Genomic DNA, 26,951 nt, shown 5'->3' with positions numbered 1-26,951 from the left:
TCCATGCGGCGGACACCCCTGCAAACCCCACCCGCCCGACCTCGGACACATCGCGCGCGTGCCAGCCGCGAAGGGGTTACGGGGTAGGGCAGAAGCAAGAGCAGGTGCATCCACGCGTGGCATGGATTTACTGGGTGCAGCTGTTGCTTTGGACGTTGAGTCCGCCTTGTAGCGAGCCGAGCACCGCAGGTCCGGCGAGGGCGAAGAGGCGCGGGTGTCTGAGCGCAGCGAGTTCCGCGCCGTCCCTCGACGGACCGAGGAGCGCAGGGCACCGACGTGCGCAGCACGTCGGCTCGCGGCCGGCGGAGCGTTTCTTTTGGTTACTTTTCTTTCCGCAGAAAGAAAAGTAACGCCCGACCAAGCATCAGATACGCACGGCCCTTGTAGAGTCGAGCCATGCTCGACTGCGCGGGTCACCCCAGCATCTCCAGCCCACGCACTTCGGTGATGCCCAGCCCCGGTACGTCGCTGATGCTGATCTCCGATTCGTTGAAATGCACGCCCCCGCTGACCGGGTCGAACTGGCCCAGCGAGGGGCCATCCAGGTCGACCTTGGTGATCACATCGCTCTTGGCCACCGCCAGATGCACGGCGGCAGCCACGCTGATGCTGGATTCGATCATGCAGCCGATCATGCAGGGCACGCCGTAGATACCGGCGATGTCGGCGATGCGGATCGCGTTGGACAGGCCGCCGGTCTTCATCAGCTTGATGTTGATGATGTCGGCCGCGCGCTGCTGGATCAGGTCCATCACCTGGCTTGGACTGAACACGCTTTCGTCGGCCATCACCGGCGTGTTGACGCGGTCGGTCACGTACTTCAGGCCACTGATGTCGGCCGCCTTCACCGGCTGCTCCAGCAGCTCGAGCACCACGCCCGCTTCCTCCAGCGTGCGCATGGCATGCACCGCCTGCTTGGCGGTCCAGCCCTGGTTGGCATCCAGCCGCAGCAGGGCGCGGCCTTCCACAGCGGCGTGGATCGCCTTGACCCGTTCGATGTCCAGGCCGATGTCCTTGCCGACCTTGATCTTCAGCGACTCGAAGCCGCGCTCGATCGCCGACAGCGAATCGGCCACCATCTTGTCGATGTAGTCCACGCTGATGGTGATGTCGGTGGTGATCACCGGGTCGCCGCCGCCGAGCATCTGGTACAGCGGTGCACCGTGCAGCTGCGCCCACAGGTCGTACAGCGCGATCTCCACCGCGGCTTTGGCGCTGGTGTTGCGCTCCATCGCGGTCTGCACCAGACCGCACAGGCGATTGAGGTTGGCCACGTCCTGGCCGATCAGGCGCGGCGCAATGAAGTGACGGATCGCTTCGATGATCGAGCCGTGCGTATCGCCGGTGATCACCGCCGTGGCCGGGGCTTCACCGTAGCCGGTGTTGCCGGTGTCGGTGCGGATCAGCACCACCACGTCTTCCACGGTTTCCACCGTGCGCAGGGCAGTCTTGAACGGTGTTTTCAGCGGCACGCGCAGCATGCCCAGTTCGATGGCAGTGATCTTCATTCAGGGGGTCTTGGCACGCAGGCGTTGGATGTTGGTGATGCGGTCGATGTAGCGGACGCTGTCGCTGGCCATCATCGGCTCCAGCGGGGTGACCGAAACACCATTGAGGTGGGCCTGCACGCGCTTGCCGTCAGCACCGAACCAGCTGCCGCCCGCCGTATCGTGGATGACCCAGGTGCGGCCGTCGACGTGGCCGATGGCCATCATCACGTGGCCGGGGATGTAGACCAGGTCGCCCACCTGCAGGGCGGTGACGGCGCGGTCGCGCACGGCCTTGCCGTCCTTGCCGGTGAACGGCAGGCGATCCAGCGCCGGACTGACCGCCTGCGCGCTGGTATTGCGTGGCAGCAGCACGCCGAAGCTGCGGTAGATCTCGGATACGAAACCGCTGCAGTCGCGGGTGTCGTAGTCGTGGCCCCAGCCGTAGCGTTCACCGAGGAACTTGAAGGCCTGCTGCAGCAGCAGGCGTGGGGTCAGCGGCAGGTAGTCGGCGGCGGTGTCCTGAGAGCGCGGCAGCAGCGCCGGTATCAGCTTCAATCGACCATCGGCCTCGCGTACCGGCAGCTGCACCACCCACGATGCGTGCGCCTGCTGGCCGTTCACCGGCTCTGACGCCGGCCAGTCGGCCAGCACCGGCAAGCGCACGCCCATGTCCAGCTGCAGGCGCGAGACGCGCGGTTCTTCCGGGGTGTAGGCAGTCTGCGCGGTGGCGCCGGTGATGATCCGGTAAGGTCCCTGCGCGCCGTAGCCGAGCACCGTGGCTTTGTCGTCGCTGGCGATGGCATCGGCCTCGATCCATGCGCTGTAGCGCTCACTGTGCACGAACAACCAGCGGCCGTCGGCGCTGCGATGGACCACGGCAACCTTGTCGCCGGGGAACAGCGCCGACTCCTGGAAGCGGTCGATGTCGGTGTCGCCGACGCTGCTGAAGACGCGTTCGCGGGTGGGGAAGGTGCGCAGTGCGGCGCGCTTTACCACCAGCCCGTATTGCGGTGCCACCTGCGTGGGAATCGCATCCAGGCCGAGGTTGGCTTCGATCGTGCTGCGCAGTGCCGGCGTGATGGCCTGGCCCTTGTCATTGTAGAGGGCACGCGTGGGCCAGCTCGACAGCGCGGTGATGCTGGCGCGCACCGCCGCCGCATCCAGCTGGGCTGGCAATGCGGCGATGTCCTGGATGTGGCTGTCCTGTGACCGCATCCGTGCGTTCTGTGCCTCGATCTGGCTGCGGTCCAGGATCGGCACATCGGCGTTGTCCAGGCGCGCGGCCCAGTACTGGGGGGTGAGGTAGGCCTCGTGCAGGCCGATCACATAGGGCAGCGGCGCGCCCGGGTCGGGCGGCGGGGCCGCCTGTGCAAAGGCCGGTGCGGCCAGCAGGCACAGGGCCAGGGTCAAGCGGCGTGGCCAATGCCGATGCCGTTCGCGGGAAGCCAGGATCATGCGCTGCACACCCTCCTCGAATGCCTGTTGGAATATTTATTCCTTTTAGCATCGAAAGCAAGAATAAATTATTGACCGACATCCCGGCCCGTGTTACACAGCCGTTACCACCCGCGCTGGGGAAGTGTCGCTGTGGATCCTGCCGTTCGCAAACCACGTCTGCCTGCCACTGCGGGCCTGTGTGCCGCGCTGCTGCTGTGGGCGTGGTCGGCGGGAGCGGAGCCGCCACCCTCGGCCATCCAGTTTGCGCGGGTCGTGCAGATGATCGACGCGGGACGGTTCTCCGAAGCCGGCAGCGAACTGAACACCTGGTCGGCTGCGGACGCGGCGGAGCCTGGCGTCAGTTTCGACGACATCGCGTTCCAGGAAGAGCGCATGCGCCGCATCCGCCTGGATTTTTCCCTCGACGAAGCCGCCGCCAAGTCTGCCGTGCGCCGCTGGATTCCCGACCTGACCGAGGAGGAATTCGCACGCTGGGACCAGCTTGGACTGATCGAACACCTCGACATCGATGGCACGCGCTGGTACTTCAAGCGCGCACCGTCGAACCTGTTCCTGCTCAGCGACGAGGCACGTGCGCGCCGCCGCGCGGATGCACCGATGCCGGCGCCGGGCCCAAACGAGGTGCTCAACGCGCACCACGCACGCGTGCTTGCCGCAGCGGAACAAAGTGGCCGGGCGTCGGTACTGCCGCAGCGCATTGAATTCACCCAGTCGCTCACGGTGAAAGCCGATGCGGTGCCGGCCGGCGAGACCGTACGCGCCTGGATTCCCTACCCGCGCGAGATACCCGGCCAGCAGGAGCAGGTGCAGTGGCTGGGCAGCACCCCGGGCAAGGCGCGCATGGCGCCAGCCAGCACCCTGCAGCGCACGGCCTATCTGGAAGCCAAAGCGGTGGCCGGGCAGCCGACCCGCTTCGAGGTCCGCTATGCGGTCACGATCCTGGCCCGGCATACCGCGATCGATCCGGCCAAGGTGCAGCCGACACCGGCCGATCCGGCACTGAAACCCTACCTCGCCGAGCAGCTGCCGCACGTGCGCTTCACGCCGGCGCTGAAGCTGTTCTCCGACCAGGTGCTGCAGGGGGAAACCCGCCCGTATGAAGTGGTGCGCAAGCTGTTTGCTGCCGTGGATCGCATTCCATGGGCCGGTGCGCGCGAATACTCCACGATCAGCAACATCAGCGATTACGCGCTGCATGCCGGGCATGCCGACTGTGGGCAGCAGACCCTGCTGCTGATCGCGCTGCTGCGTATGAACGGCATTCCCGCACGCTGGCAGTCGGGCATGGTGTTCTCCGGCGATGGCAGTGGTTACAACAACCTGCATGACTGGGGGCAGGTCTACCTGGCGCCGTATGGATGGCTGCCGATGGACGTGACCACCGGCGCACTGGCCAGCGACGTGCCGGCCCTGCGCGATTTCTACCTGGGTGGCCTCGACGGCTACCGCATCGCCTTCAACGACGATTTCGGCCAGGCCCTGGTGCCGGCCAAGCAGCACTTCCGCTCGGAAACGGTCGACTCGCAGCGCGGCGAGGCCGAGTGGGCAGGCGGCAACCTGTACTTCGACCAATGGAGCTACGACTTCCAGTGGCGGGTACTGCCAGCCGGGCAACGCTAGCGCGACACATCGCACTCCATACCATTCAATTCTTGCAGGAGAGAGCAGGGGATGAAGGCTTACAGCATCAAGCGGGCGGCGTTGTGCGTCGCCCTTGGGGCGTGTCTGGGCATGATCGCGCCCAGCGCATTCGCACAGGATGGTTCGGTGGTTGGCCGGTTGGTCACCGATTCGGGCCAGCGCCTGGACGCCGCCACGGTGACCGTGCGCAATCCGGCCACCGGTTTCTCGCGTTCGGTGAAGGCCGACGCCAACGGCAGCTACCGCATTCCACAGTTGCCGGTAGGCACCTACACCCTGGAGGTCGCGGTGGCTGGCGGTACGCCGGCGCAGGTGGGCGAGGTGACGGTGTCGCTTGGCAACGCCACCACGGTCAATGTGCCCGTCTCTGGCATCAGCACGCTGGGTGCCGTGCAGGTGCGCGCGCCACAGGTCATCTCGATGGTCGACGTGACCTCCACCGATTCGTCCATGAACCTCAGCCGCCAGGACATCGAGCGGCTGCCGGTCGACCAGGACCTGAAATCAGTGGCGATGCTGGCACCGGGCGTGGTCTCGGGCAAAGGCTCGCTGGGTGCGCAGGGCATCTCCTTCGGTGGTTCGTCGGTGGCCGAGAACGCGGTCTACATCGATGGCCTGAACGTGACCGACTTCTACAACCGCGTCGGCTTCTCATCGGCACCGTTCGCGTTCTTCCAGGAATTCCAGGTGAAGACCGGCGGCTACTCGGTGGAGTTCGGCCGTACCACCGGCGGCGTGATCAACGCTGCGACGCGCTCGGGCAGCAACGATTTCCACGCTGGCGTCGAGTACACCTTCGAGCCGCGTGCCTGGCAGTCCAGCAAGAACGATCACTACACCGCTGACGGCACGCCGTACATCATCGGCAGCCAGGACAAGCACACCACCAACCGGCTCAACGTGTGGGGTTCGGGTGCACTGGTACAGGACCGCCTGTTCTTCTTTGGCATGTACGAGATCCGTGACAACCGCGCCCAGTACACCAACAACGATGGCAACGTCTTCAACCAGGGCAGCACCAACGATCCGTTCTGGGGCGGCAAGCTGGACTGGCAGATCAACGACAACCACCGCCTGTCGCTGATGGGGTTCTCGGACAAGGACAACTGGGCCTACGACGTCTACGGCTTCGACCTGGCCAAGGGCGAGCCCACTGCCAAGACCAACGAGATCTACACCACCAATGGCGGCAAGAACTGGGCCGCCTCCTACAACGGCCAGCTCACCGAAGGGCTGTCGGTGCGTGCGATGTACGGCAAGAACCAGCGCTATGCCTCGCAGCGCAGCATGACCGACCTGGAGTGCAACCGCGTGGTGGCCGAGAGCGGACTGGCTCCGGCAGGCGTACCGCTGGGCTGCACCACCAACTCCACCGTGCAGTCGCGCGTGGATGATCGCGAGCAGGCGCGGCTGGATTTCGAGTGGCAGCTGGGTACTCATCTGCTGCGCTTCGGTGTGGATCACGAGAAGAACGTATCCACCTATGATCGTTACTATCCCGGCCCAGGCGCGTTCTACTACAACGTCTACAAGACCACGCCGGGTTCGATCCTGGAAAACGGTGGCGTGGTGCCGGCGGGCACCACCGCCTACGTGCGCGCGCGGCGCAATGAAGTGGGGGGCGAGTTCGAGAGCACCAACGCGGCGTACTACCTGGAAGACAACTGGTCGGTCACCGACAACCTGCTGCTGAATCTCGGCATCCGCATGGAGACCTTCGACAACAAGGACGCCGAAGGCCGCAGCTACATCAAGATGGACAACATGTGGGCGCCGCGCGCCGGCTTCGCCTGGGACATCAAGGGCGATGGCGCGATGAAGCTGTTCGGCAACATCGGTCGTTACTACCTGCCGGTGGCCAACGTGATCAACATCAAGCAGGCCGGTGGGCTGCTTGATGAGCGCACCTATTACGCTTTCAACGGCTGGGACATCCGCGAGATCAACGGCAGCCGCTACGCCGTGCCGCGCACCGGTGCGCAGATTGGGCCGGTGGACAACTCGCAGGGCGATGGCACGGTCGGTGACCTGCGCTCGGAAGTGGACCGCGACATGGACCCGGTCTACCAGGATGAACTGATCCTGGGCTTCCAGCAGATGCTCAACGAGCGCTGGTCCTATGGGGTGCGTGGCATCTACCGCAAGCTGCACAACGCCATCGATGACATGCACATCACGGCCAGCGCGCAGTGCGGCAATGCCGAAGTGGGCTGGGTGATGGCCAACCCGGGCAGGAAGGTCACCGTGTGGGGTGATACCAACTGCGACGGTGTCTCCGATGGCTGGTTGACCGTGGACACCAGCAAGGAGGGCTTCGCCCAGTACGACGACAAGGGCAACTACATCGGCCAGATCGGCTGGGACAAGCCGCGTCGCGACTACAAGGCGCTGGAACTGCAGCTGGACCGTGGCTGGGACGGCACGTGGGCGATGAATGCCTCGTACACGCTGGCCTACGGGCGCGGCAACGCCGAAGGCCCGGTCAACTCCGATACCGACTTTGCCGATACCGGCCGCACCGAGAACTTCGATGATCCGTGGGTCAACCGCGGGGGCTACGGCTACCTGGCCAATGATCGTCGCCATCAGTTGAAGCTGCGCGGCAGCTACGCGATCACCGAGAACCTGCTGGTCGGTGCCACCCTTGACGCCCGCTCCGGCGGTCCGATCACGGGGTTTGGCGTGGGTAACCCCAGCGGCAACACCAAGCCCTTCCACAGCTACTACATCTGCGTGCAGAACTGCACCTCCAGTATTCCTTCCGAGCGCGTCTACGAGCATTCCCCGCGCGGAGGCTACGGGCGCATGCCGTGGACCTACGAACTGGGTGCGAACATCACCTGGAACAAGCAGTTCGGCGAGGCCGACCTGAAGGTGAAGCTGTCCATCTACAACCTGACCAACCAGCAGAAGAAGATGTCGGTGGATCAGGAGAAGGAGAACGCCATTGGGCACATCAGCGACACCTTCCTGTGGCCGACCAGCTTCCAGTCGCCGCGCTATGCACAGCTGACCGTAAGCCTGAGCTACTGAGGCACCCTCCTGCGCCATCCCGATGGGTGGCGCGGGGGCTGGGTCATACGCCGTGAGGAACGCCCATGCACCCCCTGCTGATCCTCGCAGCGGCACTGGCCGCACCCTCCGCTTCGGCGGTCGATACCGCATCCATCGATGCCGATGTCGCCGCCGTGGTCCGGGCCGAGCATCTCCCCGGGCTGGCGATGGCGGTGGTCGAGAACGGGCAGGTGGTCTATCGCCATGCCGAAGGCGCGCGCGGTGATGGCGGCCGCATCGACGAGGACACGCTGTTCAAGATCGCCTCCAACAGCAAGGCGATGACCGCCGCACTGCTGGCGCGACTGGTGCAGCAGGGCAGGCTGCGCTGGGACGATCCGGTGCAGCGCCATCTGCCGGGCTTCCGCATGCACGATGCATGGGTGGGGCAGCAGATGCAGGTGCGCGACCTGCTGATCCACAACAGCGGTCTCGGCCTGGGTGCCGGCGACCTGATGCTGTGGCCGGAACCGAACACGTTCTCCCGTGCCGACATCATTGCCGGGCTGGCGCACCTGAAGCCGGTCAGCAGCTTCCGCAGTCACTATGCCTACGACAACCTGATGTACGTGGTGGCCGGCGAAGTGGCCGCCGCGGCCGCTGGCAAACCCTATGACCAGCTGATGCGCGAGCAGGTGTTCGAACCACTCGGCATGACGCGCTGCCAGGTGGGGGCCTGGTCGCTGAAACGCGTGGGCAACGTCGCGCAGCCACATGCCTGGCGTGGTGATCGCAATGCGGTGGTGAATGCCAACGGTGCCATCAGCCCGGACCTGCCGTCGATGGCGGCCGGAGGCATCCGCTGTTCGCTGCGTGACATGACGCGCTGGATGCAGGTACTGCTGGATCCTGCCGTGGTGCCGGACTGGTTGGATAGTGAACAGCGCCGCACGTTGTGGACATTGCACATGCCGATGCCGCTGGCTGAGCGCCAGCGGCGCTGGGACAACGCGCATTTCTACGGCTACGGCTATGGCTGGCGGGTGTCCGACATGGACGGGCAGTGGAAAGTAGCGCACACCGGCACGCTGTCGGGCATGTACTCGTCGCTGGCGCTGCTGCCCGACCGGAAGGTGGGCGCGGTGATGCTGATCAACGGCGAAGGCGAGGACGCGCGCACGGCCCTGATGCAGGCCACGCTGAAGCGCTTCACCACACCCGACGATGCGCGCCCGGCGATGGCGTACCTGGCCGAGCTGAGGGCTGACCAGGCAACGCGGGCGGCGACCGGCCATTCGCGGCCATCCACCGCCGCGGCGCAGGAGACGAGCCGCACGGATCTGCCACGCTGGCAGGGCCGTTACCGCGATCCGTGGCTGGGCCCGGCCTCACTGTGCCCGGGCGCGGACGGCCTGCGCTTCAGCGTGGACAAGTCGCCCCGGCTGCAGGCCACGGTGCTGCAGTTGCAGGGGCGTTGGCTGCTGCGCTGGGATACGCTGGGCGAAGACGCACAGGCCTGGCTGCAGCCCGGTGACGGTGCGCCGCCCACGCTGGACCTGCGTGCCATCGACCCGGACATCGACTTCAGCTATGACTTCCAGGACCTGCATTTCACTCGTACTGGCGACTGCGCTGGCAGCGGGCGCCAGCGCCGCTGAGCCGCCGCGCGTTTCGCCGGCCACCGATGCCGCCAGCGCCGGCCTGGTCGAAATCCGGTCGCTGGCACCGCACATCGACATGGACATCCGCTACGCCAGCGCCAACAACTTCACCGGCGCGCGCGTACCGGGTTACGAGGCGCCCTCGTGCTTCCTGCTGGCGCCGGTGGCCAAGGCGCTGGCGCAGGTGGAACAGGACCTGCGCGCGGATGGGCTTGGCCTGCGGATCTACGACTGCTATCGCCCGGTGCGCTCGGTGCAGGCCTTCATGGCCTGGGTGAACGACCCGCGCGAGCGCTCGCGCAAGGCTTTGCAGTACCCGGATCTGGACAAGCCGCGATTGCTGGCCGATGGCTACATCGCCGAGCGCTCCGGCCACAGTCGCGGTGCCACCGTCGATCTCGGCCTGCTGGATTGCCGTAGCGGCCGCTGCTCGCCACTGGACATGGGGACCGACTTTGACTTCTTTGGGCCTCGCGCGCATACGCAGACGAGCGGGCTGAGCGATGCGCAGCAGGCGAACCGCCAGCAGCTGGTGCGCGCGATGGCGCGCCGTGGTTTCGTCAACTATCCGCAGGAGTGGTGGCACTACACCCTGCAGCCCGAGCCGGATCCCGGCACCGCGTACGACGTCCCGGTGCGGTAGGGGTTACCGGCAGGGGGCACCCTCGTCAATTTCCCGCTGCTCCTGGTAGGTGTCGACCTTGGTCGACACGGTAGATCCACGCCACGCGTGGGTGCCTTTCGTTCAATTCCCGCGATATTCGATTTCGATGGAGATTCATCCACGCATGGTGGGGATCTACCGTGGCCACCAGATCGGGTCCGGGGCAGATCCCTTACACTGGCCGCCTCTTCATCCCTGCCCACCCGATGAACCTTCCCCTGCACTTCGGCCTGCTCGGCACCCTGGAGGCCGGCGCCATCGCGCTGCTGGTCGGCCTGCTGGTGTACTTCCTGTGGTCGCAGTTGTGCCGGTTGCTGCACTGGACGGTGGGGCATGCGATCGGCTGGTCCTGCGTCATCTCGGTGGTGGCCTCCGCCGGCATCGACGCGTGGAAGCTGTTCTACATGGGCATCGTGCGGCTGGAGTCGCCGCTGTACGCGCGCCTGTTCCTCGCCACCATCCACGATCCGAACGAACTCGGCAGTCGCGTGGTGCTGGAAATCGCCGGGGCGCTCGCCGGTGTCGCCCTGGGATGGGTGTTGTTCAGTTCGCGGTCATTGGAAAAAACCGTCGACTGACGCAGGTTTTTCGTTGCCTGCCGGTTAAATCCAGAGGCGCTGAATGCGCATCTTATGAGCCACTCACTCCCCGCTAACCAGCGCGCTAAAGCATGCGTGGAGGCGAGTGGTTAATCGCGCGTGTGGAGGCCGGCCGCGGCCCAAAATCGATTCAGAAAGGCGGTGGCAGGGTAGGTGCCGTGCGGAAACAACAGGCCGCGCAACACCACCCAATTGGTAGGAGACACCCCTGATGACTATTCGCAACCGCAAGCCCCTGATCGCCCTGATCGTCGCCGCCGGCAGTGTGCTGGCCATCCCGGCGATGGCACAGTCGGCCAAGCAGCAGGCCGCGCATGCGCAGAATGAGGCGGCGCAGGCCCAGCAGGCGGCGGCACAGGCTGGGCAGGCGGCTGACCAGGCGACCGATGCGGCCGCAGCGGCATCGGCACAGGCCAACGGCGGTGGCCAGACCTGGGCCAGCATCGATACCGATGGCAATGGCACCATCAGCAAGACCGAGGCGCAGGTGAATGCCGGGCTCGCCCAGGTGTTCGACCAGGCCGACACCAACAAGGACGGCGAGCTGAGCGCCGACGAGTACAAGGCCTACGTGGCTGCGCAGCAGGCCGGAGCAGGTGCCGGCGCGGCGCAGGGCCGCTGATCCAGACCTGATTCGGGAAGACCGGTGCATGGGGACCCGGGCGGCTGCGGCCGCCCGGGTTTTTGCTGTATTGACGGCGCCCTCGGCGGGCACGACCATCCGCGCATGGCAACCCTCAAGCGCCATTTCGAGACCATGGCCCGCTACAACGCCTGGGCCAACCAGCGCCTGTACGCCGCCGTGGAGGCGTTGCCCGAGGAGGACTACCGCAGGCCGTGCGGCGCGTTCTTCGGCTCCGTCGAAGGTACGCTCAACCACCTGTTGGTGACGGATCGCATCTGGCTGCGCCGGTTGGCCGGGCAGGGCGATACCGGCTATGCGCTCGATACGCTGCTGTTCACCGATTTCACCGCGCTGCGTCAGGCGCGGATCGAGGAGGATGCCGGCATCGTCGCGTTCGTGCTCGGGCTGTCCGACGCAGCCTTGGCGACCCGTGTCGCCTATCGACGCGTGTCCACGCCCGAACCGCAGCTGCAGCGGGTGGACGCCGGGCTGGCGCACTGGTTCAACCACCAGACCCATCACCGCGGCCAGGTACATACCCTGCTGACCCAACTGACCGGCCAGGCCCCGGCACTGGACCTGCTGGTCTACCAGCGCCAGCACGGCGACTGAGCGTGCCCGGTGTCCCACGTGCCGGGACGGCGGTATCCTTGTGCGATGACTACCCCCACGCCTGCGCCGTCGCGCGCCATCGGCCTGGTCGGTTTTGACGGTGACGATACGCTGTGGAAGAGCGAGGACTACTACCGCAAGGCCGAGCAGGATTATCTTGACCTGCTGTCGCGCTACGTCGACGTGCATGACACGCAGACCGCGCGCCACCTGCTGGAAGTGCAGCAGCGCCACCTGGGCACCTTCGGCTATGGCGTGAAGAGCATGACGCTGTCGATGATCGAAGCGGCCATCGACATCACCGGCCAGCGCATCGAGGCCAAGGACATCCAGCGCATCCTGGATATCGGCCACGACACCCTGCGCCACCCGGTCGACCTGATCGACGGTGTGCGCGAAGCGGTGGCGGCCATCGCCGAGCACTACCCGGTGGTGCTGATCACCAAGGGCGACCTGTTCCACCAGGAAGCGAAGATCAAGGTCGCGAACCTGGCCGAGCTGTTCCCGCGCATCGAGATCGTCTCCGAGAAGGACCCGGAGACCTACGCCCGCGTGCTGGCCGAGTTTGACCTGCCGATGCAGCGCTTCGTGATGGTCGGCAACTCGCTGCGTTCGGACATCGAGCCGGTGGTGACCCTCGGTGGCTGGGGCGTGCATACCCCGTATGCGGTGACCTGGGCCCACGAGACCCAGCACGGCGTGGCTGACGATGAACCGCGCATGGTCACCGCCGATACCGCCCACGACTGGCCGGCTGCACTGGCGGCGATCGAGGCCAAGGCCGCGGCGGCGGCCTGACAGGGCGCGGCGGCTGCGGCAGAATCGGGGCATGAACGTCCGACTGCGCGCGCTGTTGTTGTCCCTGCTGCTGGTGCCGGCCACCGTGCTGGCCCAGCAGAGCGCCGAGCGCTCGGCGGCCTACACGGTGGAAACCGGTGACAGCTGGGTCGATGCCCAGCTGCAGGACATCAACCACTACGCCGAACGCTACCCCGACGCCTTCCTCGACGAAGTGTCGCGCTATGCCGAGGTGCCGCGCGGTTACATCAGCGCGCTGTTCACCACCCATGGCTGGCAGGCCGGGGATATCTACTTCGCCTGCTTCTGGGCCAAGGCCAGCGGCCAGACCTGCCGCGACAGCGTGCGCGCCTTCAGCCAGGACCCGGCGGGCGGCTGGGAGGCGGTGGTGAAGCGCATGCCGGCCAAGCCGGACAACCTGCACTACCGCGCCGTGCGCCATGCCATCGTGGCCAGCTACCAGCACTGGGACCGGCCGATCACCCTGGATGCCACCCTGAGGCGCCAGCTCAAGCGGTAGTGCCGGCCGCTGGCCGGCAACTGCATCATTCCAGGCATCCCGAGGTTGCCGGCCAGCGGCCGGCGCTACCGATTTCCGTCATGTTGCTCTGCATATCGCCGCCGCCGCGCGCTCCGGCGACAATACGGGTTCGAGCTGTTCCCCGTTCCCGTAATCGAGTGACTGATGAGCGCCTCTTTCGTTTCGCCTGATGTGATCCGCCGCCTGTTCGCGCAGGCCATGTCCCGCATGTACCGCACCGAAGTGCCGCTGTACGGCACGCTGGTGGAACTGGTGGAGCGGATCAACGCGCAGGTGCTTGACCAGGACCCGGCGCTGGCTGCGCAGCTGCAGCGCAACGACGAGCGTGCGCGCCTGGATGAAGAGCGCCACGGTGCGATCCGCGTCGGCACCGTGCAGGAACTGGCCACGCTGCGCCGCCTGTTCGCGGTGATGGGCATGTACCCGGTCGGCTACTACGACCTGTCCGTGGCCGGTGTGCCGGTGCATTCCACCGCGTTCCGCCCGCTGACCGGTGCCGCACTGGCGCAGAACCCGTTCCGCGTGTTCACCTCGCTGCTGCGCCTGGAGCTGATCGAAGACGAAGCGCTGCGTGCCGAATCGGCGCGCATCCTCGAACGCCGCCGCATCTTCACCGAGGGCGCGCTGGCGCTGATCGACCAGGCCGAGCGTGACGGCGGACTGTCGCAGGCCGATGCCGAGCGCTTCGTCGATGAAGCACTGGAAACCTTCCGCTGGCACGGCGATGCCACCGTCGATCTGCCGACCTACCACGCGCTGCACAACGCGCATCGCCTGGTGGCCGACGTGGTCAGCTTCCGCGGCCCGCACATCAACCACCTGACCCCGCGTACGCTGGATATCGATGCCGCACAGGCGGCAATGATCGAGCACGGCATGGCGGCCAAGGCGGTGATCGAAGGCCCGCCGCGCCGCGCCTGTCCGATCCTGCTGCGGCAGACCAGCTTCAAGGCACTGGAAGAAGCCGTGCATTTCCCGGACAGCGAGGGTGGCGATGCCGGTACGCATACCGCGCGCTTCGGCGAGATCGAACAGCGTGGCCTTGCGCTGACCCCGAAGGGCCGCGCGCTGTACGACCAGCTGCTGTCGCAGGCCCGTGATGCCGGTGGCGAAGGCAGCACGGGCGGCGACTACGGCCAGCGCCTGCAGGCGGTGTTCGCCAGCTTCCCGGATGACCACGACACGCTGCGCCAGGAAGGCCTGGGCTATTACCGCTACCAGTTGACCGATGCCGGCCGCGCCGCGCCGGAGCGCGTGGCCGATCTGCCCGCCGAAGTGCTGGTGGCCACGGGCCTGGCCACCGCCGACCCGATCGTCTACGAGGATTTCCTGCCGGTCAGTGCCGCGGGCATCTTCCAGTCGAACCTGGGCGGCGAAGAACAGCGCGCCTATGCCGCGCACGCCAACCGCGAGGCCTTCGAGCAGGCGCTGGGCGTGGCGGTGAATGACGAGTTCGAGATCTACGAGCGGCTGCAGGCCGAATCGTTGGCGGCGCTGCGCACCGCGTGAAGGTAGAGCCGGCCGCTGGCCGGCTGTACCCGATGTCCGTACCTGGGGTCAGAGCCCTTTCCTGCGGAAAGGGATCCGACCCCGACGTTGCGCATGACCGGGGTCAGATCCCTTTTCGGCAGAAAAGGGCTCTGACCCCCAACGCAGTCAGCCCTTCATCGTGCCGGTATCCAGCCAACGCTGGTGCCACGACAGCGCTTCCGGCAGCAGGTGCGGGGTGTGCTTGCCGTAGCTCTCGCGGCTGGCGCGGTCGAAGTAGTCCTGCAGTTGCGCGCGGAAATCCGGATGCGCGCAGTTGTCGATCAGCACCTGCGCGCGCTTGCGCGGGGTCAGGCCACGCAGGTCGGCCAGGCCCTGTTCGGTGACGATCACCGACACGTCGTGTTCGGTGTGGTCGACATGGCTGGCCATCGGCACGATCGCCGAGATGGTGCCGTTCTTCGCGGTGGACGGGCTCAGGAAGGCCGACAGGAAGCCGTTGCGGGCGAAGTCACCGGAACCGCCGATGCCGTTCATGATCCGCGTGCCCATCACGTGCGTCGAATTGACGTTGCCGTAGATGTCCACCTCGATCATGCCGTTCATGCCGATGCAGCCCAGGCGGCGCACCAGTTCCGGATGGTTGGAGATCTCCTGCGTGCGCATGATGATGCGTTCGCGGTAGAAATCGATGTGTTCCTTGAACGTCTCGTTGGCCTGCGGGCTCAGCGCGAAGCCGGTGCACGAGGCATAGCTCAGCACGCCGTCGCGCAGCAGGTCGAGCATGCCGTCCTGGATCACTTCGGTGAACGCGGTCAGGTCGCGGAAACCGCTCTTGGCCAGGCCGGCCAGCACCGCGTTCGGAATATTGCCCACGCCCGACTGCAGCGGCAGCAGGTTCGGCGGCAATCGGCCCTTCTTCACTTCGTGCTTGAGGAACTCGATCAGGTGCGAAGCGATCTGCTCGCTGGTCGCATCGATCGGGCTGAACGGGCTGTTGCGGTCCGGGCCGTTGGTGCGCACCACGGCCACGATCTTGTCCGGGTCGCAGCGCAGCGCGGTGTCGCCGATGCGGTCGTTGGCGTTGACCAGCGGAATCGGCTTGCGGTGCGGCGGCAGCGCGGTGCCGTAGTAGATGTCATGCATGCCGTCGACGCCGGCCGGCTGCCATTCGTTGACCTCGACGATCACCTTCTTCGCCAGGTCCAGCCAGGTCTTGTTGTTGCCGACCGAGGTGGAGGGCACCAGCGAACCGTCTTCGCGGATGGCCGAGACTTCGATCACGGCGGTATCGATCTCGCCGTAGAAGCCGAACCACACGTGCTGGGCCACGTGGCTGAGGTGGATGTCGATGTAATCCAGCTTGCCCTCGTTGATGCGGTTGCGCGCATCCGGGTCGCTCTGGAATGGCATGCGCATGGCGATGCCATCGGCCTTGGCCAGCGCGCCATCGAGTTCCGGCGCGGTGGAGGCGCCGGTCATCAGCTTGATCTGGAAGGGCTGGCCCTGGGCGTGCACCGATTCGATGCGACGGGCCAGTTCAACGGGGACGGCCTTGGGGTACCCGGAGCCGGTAAAGCCGCTCATGGCCACGGTTTCACCGGGCTGGATCAGCGCGGCTGCGGCCTCGGCGGAGACCACGCGGTCACGGAGACGCGCGTTGGCGATGCGATCAACAGACATGACGACAGTGTTTCTGGGGGGAATCCCGATTATCGGCCATCCTCCTCCGTACGGGGGGTTCTACCTTCGTGGAATGGCTTTTCCCCGCAGGGGTCACCCCTACCCACCGGTTTTGTTTTGCAGTGCAGCGTGCAAAGTGCTTTCGCAGCCCGCACGATGGCCCTGCATCCCGACGTGGGGGAGGGAGCAGAGCCCGCTGGCAGTTCGCTGCAAGCGGGCTTTTTTATTGCCTGTCGCCCAGTATGAATACGCAGCCTCCATTATTGGTAGTGCCGGCCGCTGGCCGGCAACTGCAGGAAGCTGCTGCGGAATCATCGGATCTGCCGGCCAGCGGCCGGCACTACCGGGTCGATACAATCAGCCCATGACCCTCGCCCCCGCCGATCTGCCCACCTCCCTGCAGCCCCTTGTCGACCGCGCGCTGGCGCGCCTGGCCCAGGTCCTGCCCGAGCCCGTTCCTGCCGAGCTGCTGCCGCTGTTGACCCGGCTGGCGGTGGCCAGCGACTTCGCGCTGGACACGCTGGTGCGGCAACCGGCGCTGCTGGCACAGCTGGCCGCGCCCGGCTGCCCGCCGATCCCGGCGCCGGTGCTCGATCCGCTGCAGCCCAGCGACTGGCCGGCGCAGATCCGGCGCTGGCGCACGGCGATGTCGACGCGGCTGATCTGGCGCGACCTGACCGGTCTGGACGACGTGGCGCAGACCCTGGCCGGCGCCACCGCTTTGGCCGAAGACTGCCTGCGGCTGGCGCTGGACGCCCTGCAGCAGGAATTCGCCCAGCGCCACGGCGTGGTCCGCGACGGCGAAGGCGCGCCGCAGCAGCTGGTGGTGTTCGGCCTTGGCAAGCTCGGCGGTGGCGAGCTCAACTTCAGTTCCGATGTGGACCTGGTCTACGCCTACCCGCATGGCGGCGAATCCGACGGCCCACGCGCACTGGCTGCCGAGGAGTATTTCGCGCGCCTCGGCCAGCGCCTGGCCAAGCTGCTGGACGAGACCACCGTCGATGGCTTCAGCCACCGCGTCGACCTGCGCCTGCGCCCGTTCGGCAGCGCTGGTCGCGTCGCGCTCTCGTTCGCGGCGATGGACCAGTACTTCCAGCGCGAAGGCCGCGACTGGGAACGCTATGCCTGGCTGAAGGCGCGCGCGGTCGCCGGCGATATCGAGGCCGGTGAGGCGTGGCTGCAGACCCTGCGTCCGTTCGTGTACCGCCGCTACCTGGACTTCACCGCGCTAGACGGCCTGCGCGAGATGAAGGCGGCCATCACCGCCGAAGTCGCGCGCCGTGAACTGCATGAAGACATCAAGCGTGGCGCCGGTGGCATCCGCGAAATCGAATTTCTGTGCCAGGCGCTGCAGCTGATCCGCGGTGGGCGCGAACCAGCATTGCGCGAGCGTCGGCTGCTGGTGGCGCTGGACGCACTGGTGGCCGCCGGACAGATCGCGCCCGAGGACGGCAGTGCGCTGCGCGAGGCCTACCTGTTCCTGCGCCGGCTGGAAAACCGCCTGCAGATGCTGCGCGACGCGCAGACCCACGTGCTGCCCAGCGATGTACTGGACCGTGAGCGCATCGCCGTCGGCCTTGGCTACCCGGATTGGGAGGTGCTGCGCGCGGCACTGGCCGTGCAGCAGCAGCGGGTCAGTACCGAATTCGCCGCGCTGCTGGCGCCGCGCAAGGGTCAGGCCGCGCCCGACGCGCTGGCCAACTACTGGCGCAGCCTACCGGAAGGCAGCAATGCACCGCTGCTGGCCGAAGCCGGTTTCCTCGATGCCAACGGCGCCGACCAGTCGCTGCGCGATTTCGCCCAGGGCACCGGCGTGAAGTCGTTGTCCGATGCGGCGCGTGCGCGGCTGGACCGCGTGCTGCCCGCGCTGCTGCATGCGGCCACGCGTTCGCCGCAGCCGGATGCCGCACTCAAGCGCGTGCTCGGCCTGCTGCAGGCGGTACTGCGCCGGACCAGCTACCTCGCGCTGCTGGACGAGCAGCCCAGCGCGTTGGCGCGGTTGGTGGACGTGCTGGCGCGCAGCGCGCTGCTGGCCGAGCGCTTGGCCGCGTACCCGCTGCTGCTGGACGAACTGCTGGACGTGCGCGTGTCCGGGCCGATGCCGGATGCCGCCGGCATGCTGGCCGAGTGCCAGCAGGTGCTGGCGGTGGAAGATCCGGAATCCGCGCTGCGCTGGCTCAATGAAACGCGGCTGGCACTCAGCTTCCGCATGGCGATGGCCACGCTGGATGGCCGTCAGGGTGCAGTGGACAGCACGCGGCAACTGGCCGAGCTGGCGCAGGCGGTGGTGGTCACCGTGCTGGCGATGGCCGAGGCGGACATGCGCGCCGCGCACGGTGAGATTCCCGGTGGCCGTTTCGCGATCATCGGCTACGGCAGCCTCGGTGGCCTTGAACTGGGCTTCGGTTCCGATCTGGACCTGGTGTTCCTGCACGACAACCCGGCTGGCGTGGATGCCAGCGATGGCGCGCGTCCGCTGGAGCCGGGGCGCTGGTATGCGCGGCTGGCGCAGAAGGTGATGGCACTGCTTGGGGCAGTCACTGCCGCCGGGCGCCTGTACGACATCGACGTGCGCCTGCGCCCGGATGGCGGCAAGGGTTCGCTGGTGTCTTCGTTGGCCAGTTACACCGAATACCAGCGCGAACGTGCGTGGACCTGGGAGCACCAGGCGCTGGTGCGCGCGCGTGGCGTGGCCGGCGATGCCAGCCTGTTGGCCGACTTCGAGCACGTGCGTGCGCAGACGCTGGGCCGCGAACGTGATGCCGGTGTGCTGTATGCCGACGTGTTGAAGATGCGTGGGCGCATGCGTACTGAACTGGACCGCAGCGATGCCGCACGGCTGGACCTGAAGCAGGGCGCGGGTGGCGTGGTGGACCTGGAGTTCCTGCTGCAGACCGGCGTGCTTGCGCGCAGTGCCCAGCATGCGGCGTTGCTGCAGCCGCGCGACACGCCGTCGTTGATCGATGCGTTGGCGGTTGCGGGATTCCTGCCGGAAGACACCGCGCAGGCGCTGCACGGGGCACATGCCACACTGCTGGACGTGGGCCTCGCCTGCACGCTGGACCGCCGCCCGCGGTTGGCCCCGACCACGCCCGCGATTGAAGAGGCGTGTGCCGCGATTACGGCGGCGTGCATCGCCGCGGAGCTGCCATTCGCCTGAGGGGGTGCACCCACCAGCGCAATGCCCCGGCAATGAACCGCCGGATCAATGATCTGACCGTTGGCCTGCTGTTGGTAGGTGCCAACCCTGGTTGGCACAACCCATCAGCGTTCACGACCCCGGCAACAGCGTGCCAACCAAGGTTGGCAGCTACCGGATCAATGGCTCGGCGATGACCTGCCGGATCAATGATCTGACCGTTGGCCTGTTGTTGGTAGGTGCCAACCTTGGTTGGCACAACCCATCAGCGTTCATGACCCCGGCAACAGCGTGCCAACCAAGGTTGGCGGCTACCGGATCAATGATCTGACCGTTGGCCTGCTGTTGGTAGGTGCCAACCTTGGTTGGCACAACCCATCAGCGTTCATGACCCCGGCAACAGCGTGCCAACCAAGGTTGGCAGCTACCGGATCAATGGCCCGGCGATGACCCGCCGGATCAATGATCTGACCATTGGCCTGTTGTTGGTAGGTGCCAACCTTGGTTGGCACAACCCATCAGCGTTCACGACCCCGGCAACAGCGTGCCAACCAAGGTTGGCAGCTACCGGATCAATGGCTCGGCGATGACCCGCCGGATCAATGATCTGACCATTGGCATGTTGTTGGTAGGTGCCAACCTTGGTTGGCACAACCCATCAGCGTTCACGACCCCGGCAACAGCGTGCCAACCAAGGTTGGCACCTACCAGAGCGACGGCGGTCAGCTGGTGGCGCGCAGCGGCGCCATCTTCCACAACAACGCACGGAACGGGGCCAGCAGGCACACGCCGATCGCCAGCTTCACCGCCAGATCGCCGGCGGCCCAGCTCACCCACGGCAGGGTGGAACCGGCAAAGGCGATCGACCAGAAAATGGTGGTATCCACCGTCGCACTGCAGGTCGTCGCGACCATTGGCGCACGCCACCAGCTGCCACGGCGCAGGCGGTCGAATACGGTGATGTCCAGCAGCTGGGCCACGATGAAGGCCGAGCAGGAGGCAATGGCAATGCGCGGGGTGGCCACCCAGATCGACAGCAGCACTGCCACCGCAAAACCAATCCACGCCACGCGGCGCGCCGGGCCCGGGCCGAAGCGGCGGTTGATCAGGTTGCTGACCAGGAACGCGACCGGGTAGCTGAAGGCACCCCAGGTCAGCCAATCGTTGATCGGGTACTGCACCAGCACGTTGGACAGCAGCACCACCGCGCCCATGGCCAGTACCGCCAGCACCAGGGCGCGGGCGGTCAACGGGGCAAACACAGGGGCAGGACGCACGGACATGGCGAGCCAGGAGGACAAAGGGGATCGCCCATTATCCGCCCGGCCCGCGGCAAAACCAAAACCGGCCGTTCAGCTTTACAGCGCTTCGCTCATCACATCGCCGGCGGCATAGGCGGTCGGCACATAAGCCAGCGCCTGGCCCTGTGCGCTCTTCACGGTCCAACCGGCACCGGCTTCGGTGGGGTCGAAATGCACCTGCTGGCCGACCACGAAGGCCGCCGTCTGGTCCTCGTGCACGCGCGCCGGCCAACGCAGCGTGGCGGTCTGGTCGGCCTTGTCCGGTACCTGCAGCTGCACCTGGCGCTCGCCCTCCGGCGTGGTCTCCACCTTCTTCACTTCCATCGGTGGCAGCGGCACCGCCTTGGTGCGGCGGGCCCTGTCACGGCGTTCGCTGGCCTTGAACGGCGCCTTGGAGAGTTCGGACAGGCCTGCCGACGCCGCAAGGGGAACCGATACCACGATCAACGAGGTGATCAGCACGCTGGCCTCGCTGCTGTTCAACTGCGGCGCAGCGCCGGCATGGACGGTGGGCACCAGCAGCGCCGAGAGCAGCAGGGCAGAGGCAGGCATACGCAGGTAACGGAGCATCGGGACCTCCAGGTCGCAAAGAAGGGAATTCAGGGTGTGGCTGCGGCGGCTCCGGCCACCGGCACGTGGGGGATCACCAGTTCCTGCTGCAGCTGGCTGCGCTGGTGCAGGAAATCGAACACCGATTCCACCGTCACGACCGAGTAGTTGCCGGAGATGCGTTCGCCGGCGGGGTGGTCGGTGGTGGTGGCGTTGGCTACGAACAGGCGTGCGCCCACGCGCTTGCCCAGGCCGATATGCAGCACGCTGGGCTGGTACTTCTGCTGGCGCAGCCACTGCTGGGCCTGTTCGCGCTTGACGATGGCCGGTGCGCCATCGGCCTGTGCCATCGCTGCTGCCAGCACTTCCAGCACCCACTGGTTGGAGTTCTGGTAGTCGGTGGCGAACGGGTAGGCGACCACGTTGTACCTGGTTTCGTGCAGCGCCTTGGGCTGGATCGAGGGCGGGACCAGCATCGCGCGCAGTGCTGCACGCAACGGTGCCGACGGTACGCCGATGCGCAGGTCGGTATGGCCACCGCTCTCGCCGACGAAGTTGCCCAGTCCTTCGTGGTACAGCTGCGAGCTGTCGGTCTTGCAGCGGTTGAGCAGGTGCATCGCGCGCCAGCGGCCATCGTCCTCGCGAAGCAGGAAGGCCAGGTGGCTGTGGCGCAGGCCGTAGCGGCTCAGGTCCTGGCCGCCACGTGCAGCCACCACCACGTCCACGTCGGGCAGCGCATCCAGACGCTCGGCGGTGGTCCAGGCCACGTCCAGCATTGCTGCCTGCGACGCCACGCTGGGGTAGCGCTCGCGGCATTCGGAGCTGTTGGCCCATGCGGGGGCTGTCGCCAGCAGGCTGGCGATCAGCAGCGCGGCGCGGGGCAGGCGGGAGAAACGATCCATGTCGATACCTTCAACGGCGGGCAGGCCCGCGCGCCGATCATACGCCGGTCAGCGCAGCGGGCGGTCCACACCCTTGCGCTTGAGTTCCTTGTCGCAGGCGTCACTGATGGGAGCCACCGGCAGTGGCGGGCGCTGGCCCTTCGGATCGCGCAGCGCCGGTTGTTCGCGGTACGCGTCCAGCTGCTGCTGGCATTGATACGAGATCGGATCCAGCTCGGTGGGCGTGGTGGAACACGCGGCGAGCAGGGCCAGGGGCAGCAGGAGCAGGGTACGCATGAAGACGTTCAGAGTGATGGGGGAAGGTGGACTCTAACCGCGGTACCGGATCGAAATGTTCAGAAAACGCTGCGCACCCGGCATTCCCGTGATGCCAGGCGCCCAGGATTACCGGCCAGCGGCCAGCACTACCCCGCTGCCAGACGCTGTTTCACTTCTGCCGCGATCCGCGCGGTTTCGCGCAGTGGCTCGATGCGGTCGTACTGCCAGTCCAGCCAGCGTTCCTGCAATCGCCCGTGCTCGCGCAGCTGCTGCTGGAAACGCGCCAGCCGCCCCTGCGCGGTCTCGGCCAGCGCCACCATCACCGGCATGCGCGTGGCGCAGGCTTCAGAGAGCAGGTTCACCGAATCGGGTGAGACCACCACGCGGTTGGCCCAGCCGAGCAGGCCCCCATATGGGTTCACGCCATCGCCGCCATCGCCCCAGATCACGTGCGGCAGGTCGGCGAATTTCGCGCGCAGGATCTCGGCCAATGCCGGCGGCGTGCGCCGCGAGGTGGTCGCCAGCAGGCTGCCGCCTTCGCTGCGGATCTGCTCGGCCAGTGCCTGGAACACGCGAACCATCGCCGCTTCGTCCCACGGTGCCAGCGGCGTCGGCCCGCCCACCAGCAGCGCGGTGCGTGGGCCGGGCAGGGTACTGAAGCCGGCAAACGCGGCGCGGCCCCAGGCCAGCCAGTCATCGTCCACCGGGTTGAGGCTGCCGAGCAGGGTCAGCACGTTGCTGCCACGCAGGGCATCGTGCTCGGGCACCACGACCACATCCCAATGGCGGGCGCCGATGCGCGGGTCGAGGATCTGCACCACCTGGCTGCCGCGTGCGCGCAGGACGCGCAGGGCACCGGCGGCCTGGCGGCCACAGCCGATCGCCAGCGCCGGGGCCTCGGCGGCCAGTGACGCGAAAGCCTCGCCATAGCCGTTCACATCGCCCGGCAGGCGCCGCGGCGACAGCCAGCGCCAAGGCGCGCGCGGCTGCAGGACCAGCGGTCGGTGGGTGCCCTGGCGCAGCGCCGAGGCCAGCGCGACCGCCTGGCGGACATTGCCCGCACGGCCGTCAGTGACCGTCCATGGCGCGCTCGATCGTTTCACCATTGGCATTAATTCGTTTCAGCCCTGCTGGGTGTTGCAACAGTCGCGACACTCTACACTGCGGCTCGTCGATTCGCCCCGCGCCGCCCGCGGGCACTGACTTCCCTTAGCCGCCCTGGAGATCCACCGATGTCCCACGCGCTCGACGCTGCTGCCCTCGATCAGCTGTTCCGCACTGCCCGTACCCAGAACGCCTTCCTCGACAAGCCGGTCCCGGCCAGCCTGCTGCAGGAACTGTACGACCTGGTGAAGTGGGGCCCGACTGCGGCCAACACCACGCCGGCCCGCTTCGTCTTCGTCACGTCGAAGGAAGCCAAGGAAAAGCTGGCCCCGGCCCTGTCCGAAGGCAACCTGGCCAAGACCATGGCCGCCCCGGTCACCGCTATCATCGGCTTCGACCTGGACTTCCACGAGAAGCTGCCGTACCTGTTCCCGCACACCGATGCCAAGGCCTGGTTCGACGGCCCGCAGGAAGGCCGCCACGAAGCCGCCATCCGCAACGGCAGCCTGCAGGGTGCCTACCTGATCCTGGCCGCGCGCGCGCTGGGCCTGGATGCCGGCCCGATGTCCGGCTTCGATGCGGCCAAGGTGGATGAAGCCTTCTTCGCCGGCACCTCCATCAAGTCGAACTTCCTGGTCAACCTGGGTTACGGTGACCCGGCGGGCCTGTTCCCGCGTCTGCCGCGCCTGTCGTTCGACGAAGCGGCGCGCATCGCGTAAGTCGCTGTATCGGTTTCGGGCCTGCCGTCCCGCGGCGGGCCCTTGCTGCACCGTGTACCCACCCTACGATCCGGAGAGTTCCTGAGATGAGCGCCACCCGTAAACTGCTGCTGCCGCTGGCCCTGACCCTGGCCATCGCCGCCTGCTCCAAGCCGGCCGACACCGCTGCCCCGGCTGCTGACGCCGCCGCCCCGGCCACCACCGAGCAGGCCGCCACCCCGGCTGCCGATGCCGCCGCTGCCGCGCCGGCCGCCGAAGCGATCAAGATCGCCTCGGGCACCTACAAGCTGGACCCGAGCCACACCGACGTGCTGGCCCAGTGGAGCCACTTCGGCTTCTCCAACCCGAGCGCGCACTTCGGCAACGTTGAAGGCACCCTGGTGTACAACGCCGAAGACGTGACCAAGTCCACCGTGGAAGTGAAGCTGCCGCTGAGCGGCCTGAACAGCTTCACCGCCAAGTTCGACGAGCACCTGAAGAGCGCCGACTTCTTCGATGCCGCCAAGTTCGCCGATGCCACCTTCAAGAGCACCAAGGTGGAAGCGGCCGGCACCAACAAGCTGACCGTCACCGGCGACCTGACCATCAAGGGCATCACCAAGCCGGTCACCCTGGACGTCACCGTCAACGGCGGCGGCGAGCACCCGATGGCCAAGGTTCCGGCTGCCGGCTTCGATGCCACCACCACCCTGAAGCGCAGCGATTTCGGCGTCGGCGCCTACGCCCCGAACGTCAGCGATGAAGTGAAGATCCGCATCACCACCGAAGCCACCGGCGAAAAACCGGCGGCTTGATGCACCCCACTCACTCGTCGTGAGAAGGCAGAAGGCCCGCTGAAAAGCGGGCCTTCTTTTTGGGTTCTGGTAGAGCCGGCCGCTGGCCGGCTGCTTGCGAGGTGCCCGATGCTGATGGGGTTGCCGGCCAGCGGCCGGCACTACCCGGTAGGTGCCAACCTCGGTTGGTACACGAGCATTTCGCGGGCCAACCAAGGTTGGCCACTACCGGGTACGCGGGTTCAGCGCAGCGCGCCCAACCACACCCCACACGCTTCGCTCGGGCTCTGCTTGGCCTTCACCGCCAGCCCGCTCACGCGCACGAAGGTCTGCGCGGCCTGTGCCACCACCTGGCGTGCGATCAGTGCCGCCTGCTTGGTCGCGGCCTGCTGCTTGCGCAGTTGCACGATGTTGATCGAAGGCCGACCGACCGGCGCATATTTCTGGTCGCGGCGCAGCACATCGGCTACCTGCGCCACTTCGAATTCGGCCTGCAGGTAGCGGTGCTGTGCCTCCACCAGCTCACGCAGCGGTACACGCAGCGCAGCGGTGTCGGCGAAAGCAGCCAGGGCCGCATCGCAGGCGGCGTCATCGGCAAAGCGGGTACGCAGCGCATCCACGCTGGCCAGGGTCAGTTTGGCCATGTGGGCCTCGTTGCTGCAGGAAAGGAGCGCGATTGTCGCATTGCTTGCCGGCTGATGCGTTGAACCAGGTGGCGGAATCCCTATGGAGCCGAGCCCATGCTCGGCTCATCGCGCAGCGCGAGGGTTCTCCGATGGCGGAACGAAAAGCAGCCGAGCGTGGGCTCGGCTCTACAATGGGCTGCTGTTTCATTCACGGAAGGAAGACCCATGCAGGACGCGCAGTACTGGTTGAACGAATTCTGGACGGGCCTGAGCGTGCTCGACCTGCTGGGCGGCAGCCTGCTCGGCACGCTGCTGGGCCTGGTGCTGGGCATCTTCGCCTGGCGCTGGCTGCACCGCCGCGGTTGGCTGCAGCGGCGCAAGCGCTGGCATCACTGGCTGCTGGCCAGCTACGTGGTGCTGCTGCCGCTGGCCACCGCCTTCTTCGGCCTGCAGCTGGGCTTCACCGCCGGCGCGCATCGCGCGCTGTTCAAGCAGCTCGATCATTTCCAGCCGCACCTGCAGACGCTGGTGGAAGGGTGGAGCGAAGGCTTCACCGATTCGCTGGACGACCCGCGCATGCGCGAGGCCCTGCGCAGCCAGGGCACGGTGGGCGATGTGGCCGATACCATCGCCTCGGCCTATCTGAGCGAGCATCCGCTGCCTGGCCTCGACCGCCTCGGCAACGGCCCACTGGCACGCGGCACCGGCTGGGTGATCGGCAAGGTGCGCGAAGGCCTGCTGCGCGGCATGGTGGAAGACACGCTGGTGGACAAGGCCGGCACGATTGGCTTGGAGCCCAAGGTGGTGCGAGAGGCACTGACCATGCACGTCGATGAGCTGCTGCACACCCGCGGCGTGCTGCGGCTGGTGAAGGCGCAGATCAACGGCATGATGCCCGGCGTGTACTTCGGGCTGCTGTTGCCGCTGCTGGTCATCGCGCTGCTGGTGGCGCTGGAGATCTGGGCCGCGCAGCGGTTCGGGTGGACGCGGCGGGTGGCGCCCAACGCGGTAGTGCCGGCCGCTGGCCGGCAGCTGCAGGTTCCCGCCGAAGGTTCATGAGGTTGCCGGCCAGCGGCCGGCACTACCCCCAGGCAAAAAGTGCATGACCGCCGATGGCCCCCTGTAGAGTCGAGCCACGCTCGACTCATCGCGCGCGGCGCGATGCGTGCGGGTTTCGGGCTGCTGCCGCTGCTGATCTTCGCGCTGCAGGTGGTGTCCAGCGCGGTAGTGCCGGCCGCTGGCCGGCAGCTGCAGGTTCCTGCCGAAGCTTCATGAGGTTGCCGGCCAGCGGCCGGCACTACCCCCAGGCAAAAAGTGCATGACCGC

The 26,951-nt window shown here is 66.9% G+C and carries 23 protein-coding genes; 14 read left to right on the top strand and 9 right to left on the bottom strand.

Annotated elements, in window-relative coordinates; genetic code table 11:
* Positions 1-413: 413 nt before the first annotated feature.
* Positions 414-1,508 carry a dipeptide epimerase gene (locus N5D91_RS21385; protein WP_110710846.1) on the bottom strand — a complete coding sequence of 365 codons (1,095 nt, stop codon included), beginning with the start codon at positions 1,506-1,508 and terminating at the stop codon, positions 414-416.
* Entirely contained in the window at positions 1,509-2,945 is a 1,437-nt protein-coding gene (locus tag N5D91_RS21380) for an SH3 domain-containing protein (RefSeq protein ID WP_153857011.1), read from the bottom strand.
* Between the two features lie 132 nt (positions 2,946-3,077).
* Between N5D91_RS21380 and N5D91_RS21375 the strand changes: the two genes are divergently transcribed.
* From N5D91_RS21375 to N5D91_RS21330, 10 genes are all read left to right on the top strand, one after another.
* Positions 3,078-4,568 carry a transglutaminase domain-containing protein gene (locus N5D91_RS21375; protein ID WP_180854896.1) on the top strand — a complete coding sequence of 497 codons (1,491 nt, stop codon included), beginning with the start codon at positions 3,078-3,080 and terminating at the stop codon, positions 4,566-4,568.
* A gap of 51 nt (positions 4,569-4,619) precedes the next feature.
* Complete coding sequence (locus N5D91_RS21370; RefSeq protein WP_180854895.1) at positions 4,620-7,622, top strand: TonB-dependent receptor; 3,003 nt, start codon at positions 4,620-4,622, stop codon at positions 7,620-7,622.
* Positions 7,623-7,687: 65 nt separating this feature from the next.
* On the top strand, positions 7,688-9,241 hold the full coding sequence (locus N5D91_RS21365; protein ID WP_180854894.1) for a serine hydrolase domain-containing protein: 1,554 nt from the start codon (positions 7,688-7,690) through the stop codon (positions 9,239-9,241).
* Positions 9,174-9,887: a M15 family metallopeptidase gene (locus N5D91_RS21360; protein WP_180854893.1), complete on the top strand. Its 714-nt coding sequence runs from the start codon at positions 9,174-9,176 to the stop codon at positions 9,885-9,887. The genes N5D91_RS21365 and N5D91_RS21360 overlap by 68 nt, the downstream gene beginning before the upstream one ends.
* Positions 9,888-10,114: 227 nt before the next feature.
* Positions 10,115-10,486: a hypothetical protein gene (locus N5D91_RS21355; RefSeq protein ID WP_180854892.1), complete on the top strand. Its 372-nt coding sequence runs from the start codon at positions 10,115-10,117 to the stop codon at positions 10,484-10,486.
* A gap of 232 nt (positions 10,487-10,718) precedes the next feature.
* Positions 10,719-11,129, top strand: coding sequence for an EF-hand domain-containing protein (locus N5D91_RS21350; protein WP_014035758.1), 411 nt, complete (start codon positions 10,719-10,721; stop codon positions 11,127-11,129).
* 105 nt (positions 11,130-11,234) lie between these two features.
* The gene (locus N5D91_RS21345) at positions 11,235-11,744 is read left to right on the top strand and encodes a DinB family protein (protein ID WP_258011583.1); all 510 of its coding nucleotides are present in this window, start codon (positions 11,235-11,237) and stop codon (positions 11,742-11,744) included.
* A 45-nt stretch (positions 11,745-11,789) separates the two neighbouring features.
* Positions 11,790-12,542: an HAD family hydrolase gene (locus N5D91_RS21340; protein WP_164161726.1), complete on the top strand. Its 753-nt coding sequence runs from the start codon at positions 11,790-11,792 to the stop codon at positions 12,540-12,542.
* Between the two features lie 31 nt (positions 12,543-12,573).
* A complete protein-coding gene (locus N5D91_RS21335; RefSeq protein WP_180854890.1) occupies positions 12,574-13,062 on the top strand; it encodes a hypothetical protein in 489 nt (162 codons plus the stop codon).
* 165 nt (positions 13,063-13,227) lie between these two features.
* Positions 13,228-14,592 (top strand): VOC family protein, encoded by a 1,365-nt coding sequence (locus N5D91_RS21330; protein WP_180854889.1) that lies wholly within the window; start codon positions 13,228-13,230, stop codon positions 14,590-14,592.
* A gap of 147 nt (positions 14,593-14,739) precedes the next feature.
* On the opposite strand, the gene N5D91_RS21325 is transcribed toward N5D91_RS21330, so the two are convergent.
* Entirely contained in the window at positions 14,740-16,254 is a 1,515-nt protein-coding gene (locus N5D91_RS21325; RefSeq protein WP_180854888.1) for an acetyl-CoA hydrolase/transferase family protein, read from the bottom strand.
* Between the two features lie 364 nt (positions 16,255-16,618).
* On the opposite strand from N5D91_RS21325, the gene glnE reads away from it, so the two are divergent.
* Positions 16,619-19,414: a bifunctional [glutamate--ammonia ligase]-adenylyl-L-tyrosine phosphorylase/[glutamate--ammonia-ligase] adenylyltransferase gene (gene glnE / locus N5D91_RS21320; protein WP_180854887.1), complete on the top strand. Its 2,796-nt coding sequence runs from the start codon at positions 16,619-16,621 to the stop codon at positions 19,412-19,414.
* A gap of 701 nt (positions 19,415-20,115) precedes the next feature.
* Here glnE and N5D91_RS21315 read toward each other — a convergent pair.
* The 5 genes from N5D91_RS21315 to N5D91_RS21295 all read right to left on the bottom strand — a co-directional run bounded on the left by N5D91_RS21315 (position 20,116) and on the right by N5D91_RS21295 (position 23,509).
* Positions 20,116-20,676: a queuosine precursor transporter gene (locus tag N5D91_RS21315; RefSeq protein ID WP_087921316.1), complete on the bottom strand. Its 561-nt coding sequence runs from the start codon at positions 20,674-20,676 to the stop codon at positions 20,116-20,118.
* A 75-nt stretch (positions 20,677-20,751) separates the two neighbouring features.
* Positions 20,752-21,264, bottom strand: a complete 513-nt coding sequence (locus tag N5D91_RS21310) for a hypothetical protein (protein ID WP_153856154.1) — start codon at positions 21,262-21,264, stop codon at positions 20,752-20,754.
* A gap of 29 nt (positions 21,265-21,293) precedes the next feature.
* Complete coding sequence (locus N5D91_RS21305; protein ID WP_153856155.1) at positions 21,294-22,145, bottom strand: DUF2145 domain-containing protein; 852 nt, start codon at positions 22,143-22,145, stop codon at positions 21,294-21,296.
* 48 nt (positions 22,146-22,193) lie between these two features.
* Positions 22,194-22,421: a hypothetical protein gene (locus N5D91_RS21300; protein ID WP_110710861.1), complete on the bottom strand. Its 228-nt coding sequence runs from the start codon at positions 22,419-22,421 to the stop codon at positions 22,194-22,196.
* A gap of 128 nt (positions 22,422-22,549) precedes the next feature.
* Positions 22,550-23,509 carry a mitochondrial fission ELM1 family protein gene (locus N5D91_RS21295; protein ID WP_110710862.1) on the bottom strand — a complete coding sequence of 320 codons (960 nt, stop codon included), beginning with the start codon at positions 23,507-23,509 and terminating at the stop codon, positions 22,550-22,552.
* A 126-nt stretch (positions 23,510-23,635) separates the two neighbouring features.
* Between N5D91_RS21295 and N5D91_RS21290 the strand changes: the two genes are divergently transcribed.
* Both N5D91_RS21290 and N5D91_RS21285 read left to right on the top strand, forming a co-directional pair.
* Positions 23,636-24,226: a malonic semialdehyde reductase gene (locus N5D91_RS21290; protein ID WP_014035771.1), complete on the top strand. Its 591-nt coding sequence runs from the start codon at positions 23,636-23,638 to the stop codon at positions 24,224-24,226.
* An 86-nt stretch (positions 24,227-24,312) separates the two neighbouring features.
* Positions 24,313-25,020, top strand: a complete 708-nt coding sequence (locus N5D91_RS21285; RefSeq protein ID WP_005415047.1) for a YceI family protein — start codon at positions 24,313-24,315, stop codon at positions 25,018-25,020.
* Positions 25,021-25,241: 221 nt separating this feature from the next.
* Here N5D91_RS21285 and N5D91_RS21280 read toward each other — a convergent pair whose 3' ends face one another.
* A complete protein-coding gene (locus tag N5D91_RS21280; RefSeq protein WP_164117564.1) occupies positions 25,242-25,643 on the bottom strand; it encodes a hypothetical protein in 402 nt (133 codons plus the stop codon).
* Positions 25,644-25,850: 207 nt separating this feature from the next.
* Here N5D91_RS21280 and N5D91_RS21275 point away from each other — a divergent pair, with 207 nt between their 5' ends.
* Positions 25,851-26,684, top strand: a complete 834-nt coding sequence (locus tag N5D91_RS21275; RefSeq protein ID WP_110710865.1) for a hypothetical protein — start codon at positions 25,851-25,853, stop codon at positions 26,682-26,684.
* Positions 26,685-26,951: the final 267 nt, after the last annotated feature.

The organism is Stenotrophomonas sp. GD03794, assembly GCF_029842145.1.
Lineage (GTDB): Bacteria > Pseudomonadota > Gammaproteobacteria > Xanthomonadales > Xanthomonadaceae > Stenotrophomonas > Stenotrophomonas riyadhensis.
This window is presented reverse-complemented; position numbering and strand designations above follow the sequence as displayed.

Bases quoted from the DNA above. Each gene is read 5' to 3' on its own strand.
- N5D91_RS21275 (WP_110710865.1), top strand. From the start codon at position 25,851: ATGCAGGACGCGCAGTACTGGTTGAACGAATTCTGGACGGGCCTGAGC.
- N5D91_RS21330 (WP_180854889.1), top strand. From the start codon at position 13,228: ATGAGCGCCTCTTTCGTTTCGCCTGATGTGATCCGCCGCCTGTTCGCG.
- N5D91_RS21315 (WP_087921316.1), bottom strand. From the start codon at position 20,676: ATGTCCGTGCGTCCTGCCCCTGTGTTTGCCCCGTTGACCGCCCGCGCC.
- N5D91_RS21360 (WP_180854893.1), top strand. From the start codon at position 9,174: ATGACTTCCAGGACCTGCATTTCACTCGTACTGGCGACTGCGCTGGCA.
- N5D91_RS21370 (WP_180854895.1), top strand. From the start codon at position 4,620: ATGAAGGCTTACAGCATCAAGCGGGCGGCGTTGTGCGTCGCCCTTGGG.
- N5D91_RS21310 (WP_153856154.1), bottom strand. From the start codon at position 21,264: ATGCTCCGTTACCTGCGTATGCCTGCCTCTGCCCTGCTGCTCTCGGCG.
- N5D91_RS21335 (WP_180854890.1), top strand. From the start codon at position 12,574: ATGAACGTCCGACTGCGCGCGCTGTTGTTGTCCCTGCTGCTGGTGCCG.
- N5D91_RS21290 (WP_014035771.1), top strand. From the start codon at position 23,636: ATGTCCCACGCGCTCGACGCTGCTGCCCTCGATCAGCTGTTCCGCACT.
- N5D91_RS21295 (WP_110710862.1), bottom strand. From the start codon at position 23,509: ATGGTGAAACGATCGAGCGCGCCATGGACGGTCACTGACGGCCGTGCG.
- N5D91_RS21365 (WP_180854894.1), top strand. From the start codon at position 7,688: ATGCACCCCCTGCTGATCCTCGCAGCGGCACTGGCCGCACCCTCCGCT.
- N5D91_RS21325 (WP_180854888.1), bottom strand. From the start codon at position 16,254: ATGTCTGTTGATCGCATCGCCAACGCGCGTCTCCGTGACCGCGTGGTC.
- N5D91_RS21345 (WP_258011583.1), top strand. From the start codon at position 11,235: ATGGCAACCCTCAAGCGCCATTTCGAGACCATGGCCCGCTACAACGCC.
- glnE (WP_180854887.1), top strand. From the start codon at position 16,619: ATGACCCTCGCCCCCGCCGATCTGCCCACCTCCCTGCAGCCCCTTGTC.
- N5D91_RS21305 (WP_153856155.1), bottom strand. From the start codon at position 22,145: ATGGATCGTTTCTCCCGCCTGCCCCGCGCCGCGCTGCTGATCGCCAGC.
- N5D91_RS21380 (WP_153857011.1), bottom strand. From the start codon at position 2,945: ATGATCCTGGCTTCCCGCGAACGGCATCGGCATTGGCCACGCCGCTTG.
- N5D91_RS21385 (WP_110710846.1), bottom strand. From the start codon at position 1,508: ATGAAGATCACTGCCATCGAACTGGGCATGCTGCGCGTGCCGCTGAAA.
- N5D91_RS21300 (WP_110710861.1), bottom strand. From the start codon at position 22,421: ATGCGTACCCTGCTCCTGCTGCCCCTGGCCCTGCTCGCCGCGTGTTCC.
- N5D91_RS21280 (WP_164117564.1), bottom strand. From the start codon at position 25,643: ATGGCCAAACTGACCCTGGCCAGCGTGGATGCGCTGCGTACCCGCTTT.
- N5D91_RS21355 (WP_180854892.1), top strand. From the start codon at position 10,115: ATGAACCTTCCCCTGCACTTCGGCCTGCTCGGCACCCTGGAGGCCGGC.
- N5D91_RS21285 (WP_005415047.1), top strand. From the start codon at position 24,313: ATGAGCGCCACCCGTAAACTGCTGCTGCCGCTGGCCCTGACCCTGGCC.
- N5D91_RS21340 (WP_164161726.1), top strand. From the start codon at position 11,790: ATGACTACCCCCACGCCTGCGCCGTCGCGCGCCATCGGCCTGGTCGGT.
- N5D91_RS21350 (WP_014035758.1), top strand. From the start codon at position 10,719: ATGACTATTCGCAACCGCAAGCCCCTGATCGCCCTGATCGTCGCCGCC.